Raw genomic sequence first — 4,591 nt, forward strand, 5'->3', positions numbered from 1 at the left:
CCCGCCGAGCGCCGTGCAGCGATGCTCACGTGGCATGCGCTCGGCCACACTCGCGGCGGCCGCGACCACTTCGTCGAACGGAATCATCGCATCGTAGCCCGCCAGTGCCATATTCGCGCACGACACCGCATTGCTCGCCGCAATGACGTTCTTGCCGAGGCACGGGATCTCCACGCGCGCGGCGACCGGATCGCAGATGAGGCCGAGCATGCTCTGCAGGGCCATGCTCGCCGCGCCGGTGGCCTGCGTGAGCGTGCCGCCGGCCAGCGTCACCAGTGCGGCGGCAGCCATGGCGGCCGCGCTCCCACCCTCGGCCTGACATCCACCCACTTCGGCCGCAAAGGTCCACGGGCCCGCGATGAACACGCCGATCAGTCCAGCCGCGAGCATCGCGCGCGCCATGTCGTCCTCGCTCTGCTCCCGGCACTCGGCCACCGCAATGCAACTGGCGGGCAGTGCCGCGCAGGCGCCGGCGGTGGGCGCAGCCACGATCACGCCCATCGCGCTCTTCACTTCCATGAGCGCCGTGGTGTACAGCACGGTGCGATTGAGTACACCCGCGTCGAGCAGCGTGCCGCGTGCCATCGCCTCGGCGAACTTGCCCGACTGATGTCCGAGCAGGCGATCGGCGTACGTCGTGCCGGCGATGCCTTCGGCGATGGAGGCGCGAAGGATGCGGACGATGTCCACCATCATCGCGTGCACGGCCTCGCCCGAGAGATTGCCGCGGGCTTTTTCGTACTCCACGGCCCACTGCCAGAGCGGGATCTCGCGGCCGCCGTCGAGGGCCATGAGCTCGGCACAACTCCGGAACGGCAGGACGGCCTGCGGATTGGAGTGCACCGGCAACACCGGATGCAGCACACGACCCGCGATCTCCACGCGGGCACCGCCGTCCAGCGAGACGCGCGCACCGTCGATCTCGAGCACTTCGATCATACCGCCTCCGGTGGAGATGGCGATCATCGTGTGCCGCTCATCCGCATTCGACAGCGTGAGACGATACGTGTTCGGATGCGGATCGTGGCAATCGATGTAGCGGATCTCCACCTGCACGCCGGCCTGCTGCAGATGCGTGGGGGACAGCGGAAGGCGGGCGTCGGCCGCGTCCCACCCCAGCAGGCCGCCGAAGAGGCCCATGTCGGACCCCTGACTCGTGTGGGTGGCTGGCAGCGAGCCGTTCACATCGAACTCGACGAGCACGTGGGTGATTCGGCCACCCATGAGGTCGCGCGCGAGACGGCCGATGCGCAGTGCCGCCGCGCAGTGTGAGCTCGAGGCGCCGCGCATGACGGGGCCGATGACGTCGTTGAAGATGCTGATCATGGTCTGGCGAATATGCGGCGCAGGGTGGCGTTCGTCGACCTAGCGAATACGGTCATCGCGGGGTACGCTCTCGCGACACCCGCATCACCTTCTCCCCGATGGAGCCTCTGATGGGTCGGCTTTTTCTCCTCGCCGTGCTGGCGCTCCCCGCCACACTGAGTGCGCAACGCGGCGCCGGTACCGAATGGCCGATCTACGGCGGCGACCCGGGACACACCCGGTACTCGTCGCTCGACCAGATCAACGCGTCGAATGCCGCGAAGCTGGAAGTCGCATGGCGATGGAGCGCGCGAAACCAGGGGCCCAACCCGGCAGCCGCCAGCCAGACGACGCCCATCTTCGTGAAGGGCCGTCTGTACGCCACCGCCGGCATGCACCGCAACGTGGTCGCCATCGATCCGGCCACGGGGGAAACGCTGTGGATGTATCGATTCGACGAGCGTGACCGGCTCGCCAAGGCACCGCGCGTGAATTCGGGGCGCGGCGTGTCGTACTGGTCGGACGGCAAGGGCGATGACCGGATCTTCGTCGTCACGCCCGGTTACCATCTCATCGCGCTCAACGCCGCCAATGGCCAGCCGATTGCCGGATTCGGGCGCAACGGCGTCGTGGATCTGCAGAAGAATCTCCGCACGCGTGAAGGCGTCGCGGTGGACGGCTCGATCGGCGCGAGCTCGCCGGCCGCCATTATCGGCAATGTGCTGGTCGTCGGCGCCGCCCTCCACGTGGGCATGCAGCCGCCGTCGAAGGTGAACACGCCCGGCGACATTCGCGGCTTCGATGTGCGTACCGGGCGTCTGCTCTGGTCGTTCCACACCATCCCCGAGTCGGGTGAGTTCGGCAACGACAGCTGGCTCGAGAAGTCGTGGGCCTACACCGGCAACGCGGCCGCGTGGGCCCAGATTTCGTGGGATGCGCAACTCGGCTACGTCTATCTCCCCACCGAAGCGGCAACCGGCGACTACTACGGTGGTCATCGGCCGGGCAACAACCTCTTCTCCACGAGCATCCTCGCGCTCGACGCGCGCACGGGGAAGCGTGTGTGGCACTTCCAGACCATCCACCACGACATCTGGGACTGGGACAACACCACCGCCCCGATTCTCGCGGACCTCACGATCGAGGGAAAGCCGCGACGGATCCTGGCCCAGCTTACCAAGCAGGGATTCGTGTTCGTGCTCGACCGCGTGACCGGCACACCGGTCTGGCCGATCGAAGAGCGCGCGGTGCCCAAGGGGGACGTGCCCGGCGAGTGGTACAGCCCCACGCAGCCGTTCCCCACCAAGCCCGCCCCCTTCGAGCGGCAGGGCTTCGGGGAAGACGACCTGCTCGACTTCACGCCGGAGCTCCGCGCGCGGGCGCGGGAGATCGCCCGTCAGTTTCGTTGGGGGCCGCTCTATACCCCGCCGTCGCTGCAGAACGCGGCCGACGGCACGCGTGGCACGCTCACGCTGCCGGCATCGACGGGAGGTGCCAACTGGGAGGGTGGCGCGCTCGATCCCGAAACGGGCTATCTGTACATCCCGTCGGTCACGGCACCGTCATTTCTGGCCCTGCTGCCCGGTGGCAAGGTCTCAGACATGAACTACATCGCGGGCGGCCGTGGCGGTCAGCTCGCGCCCGGCGTGCCGTTCGTGAAGCCGCCCTGGGGCCGCATCACCGCCATCGACCTCACGACCGGCAACCATGCGTGGATGGTACCGAACGGCGATACGCCGGCGTATGTCGCCGAGCGCCTCAAGCTGCCGCCCGCCAGCATTCCCAACACCGGCCGCACGTCGCGTGCAGGCCTCTTGGTGACGCGCACGCTGCTCTTCGCCGGTGAAGGCACGAACGGGAGCAGCAACTTCTGGGTGCTCGACAAGCGCACCGGGGCACGCATCGCGCGCCTCGACATTCCGAGCGGCACGCAGACAGGCATCCCGATGACGTACCTGCACGACGGACGGCAATACGTGGTGTTCGCGACGACCGCCGCCGGGCAGGCGTCGGAGATCGTGGCGTACGCGTTGCCGCAGTAGCGCTACCGCGGTCGGGTCGCCGCGTTTATGCCGTATCGAGACGCGCCCGCACGACGCGAATGTCGTCGGGTGTCGTGCGGCAGCATCCGCCGATCCACGAGGCCCCGGCCGCGATCCACCCGTCGAGATAGGTGGTGAATCGCGTCGCCGTGCCTTCCCAGCAACGGGCCACGGCGTTCCACACCTCGCCCGAGTTGGAGTACACGACGATCGGCTTGTCGGTGGCGGCGGCCATGGCGCGTACGAGCGGCGCCACCAGGACCGGGTCCACGCAGTTCACCCCCATCGCCATCACCTGCGGCTCCGCGTCGAGGATGCGAGCGCATTCGGCAATGGCATCGCCGCCGGAGGTGGAAGCGCCATCGCGACAGGTGAAAGTGATCCACGCGCGCGCATCGGGATGTTCCCGCAGCACGCGCACGATCGCTCGCGCCTCCAGCAACGACGGCAACGTCTCACAGGCGAGCCAATCGGGGCGGGCGCCGAGGAGCGCCTCGATGCGCGGCCGATGGAAATCGACCAACGCCTGCTCATCCAATCCGTAGTCGCCACGATATTCCGAACCGTCGTGCAGCGTCGCGCCATATGGCCCCACCGAGGCGGCGACCCACAGCGTTCGGGGAGCCACTCTCGCGTGCGTCAATACGTGTGCACGCGCGGCCTGCGCGAGGGCCACCGACTGCCGAAGCAGGCGCACCGTCTCGTCGTGCGAGTACCCGCGCGCAGCGAACCCCTCGAAGCTCGCCTGATAGCTCGCCGTGATGGCAACATCGGCGCCCGCCTCGAAGTACTCGCGATGCACGGCTTCGATGGCCTCGGGGGCATCAGCGAGCACCCCAGCTGACCACAACGCGTCGGAGAGATCGAAGCCGCGTCGTGCGAGCTCAGTTGCGAGGCCGCCGTCGAGAACGAGCGGGCCGGTGGTCGGGTACGGTACCAGTGGGACTCCAGTGGAGAGTGACGTACGGTATCACGTTGGGCACAGCGGCAATCACATCACTCGGCGCGCCCCGTCAGAAACGCGCGAAGCCCGTTGAGGTCGTCCGTACCGATCAGATCCACGCCGCACTCGACGAGCAGTCGCCACACCGCCGGCGTGTCAGGCGTGTTCCAGAAGCGGAGTCGGCGTCCTTGGGCATGCGCGCGCGATACCGCCTGCGCCACGCGCCGCCGCACGGAGCGCGGCTCGCCTCCCACGCCGCGCCACGTCGTGATCTTCTCCCAGTCGTCGCTCACGAGTGGCA

Annotated in this window: 3 protein-coding genes and 1 pseudogene; 1 reads left to right on the forward strand and 3 read right to left on the reverse strand. The window is 68.1% G+C overall.

Annotated features, from left to right (window positions below):
- On the reverse strand, positions 1 to 1,326 hold a 1,326-nt coding region (locus ACIQ6O_RS13210), incomplete at its 3' end, for an L-serine ammonia-lyase, iron-sulfur-dependent, subunit alpha (RefSeq protein WP_396208257.1).
- Between the two features lie 98 nt (positions 1,327 to 1,424).
- Between ACIQ6O_RS13210 and ACIQ6O_RS13215 the strand changes: the two genes are divergently transcribed.
- Positions 1,425 to 3,347: a pyrroloquinoline quinone-dependent dehydrogenase gene (locus tag ACIQ6O_RS13215; RefSeq protein WP_396208258.1), complete on the forward strand. Its 1,923-nt coding sequence runs from the start codon at positions 1,425 to 1,427 to the stop codon at positions 3,345 to 3,347.
- Between the two features lie 25 nt (positions 3,348 to 3,372).
- Here ACIQ6O_RS13215 and mmuM read toward each other — a convergent pair whose 3' ends face one another.
- Together mmuM and ACIQ6O_RS13225 are read right to left on the reverse strand one after the other, a co-directional pair.
- Entirely contained in the window at positions 3,373 to 4,287 is a 915-nt protein-coding gene (gene mmuM, locus ACIQ6O_RS13220) for a homocysteine S-methyltransferase (protein WP_396208259.1), read from the reverse strand.
- 56 nt (positions 4,288 to 4,343) lie between these two features.
- Positions 4,344 to 4,591: pseudogene (locus ACIQ6O_RS13225) on the reverse strand (hypothetical protein); the annotation flags it as partial.

It is taken from the genome of Gemmatimonas sp. (assembly GCF_044345575.1).
In the GTDB taxonomy this organism is placed as follows: domain Bacteria; phylum Gemmatimonadota; class Gemmatimonadetes; order Gemmatimonadales; family Gemmatimonadaceae; genus Gemmatimonas.

Coding starts and splice junctions, on each gene's coding strand:
- ACIQ6O_RS13215 (WP_396208258.1), top strand. CDS start 1,425: ATGGAGCCTCTGATGGGTCGGCTTTTTCTCCTCGCCGTGCTGGCGCTC.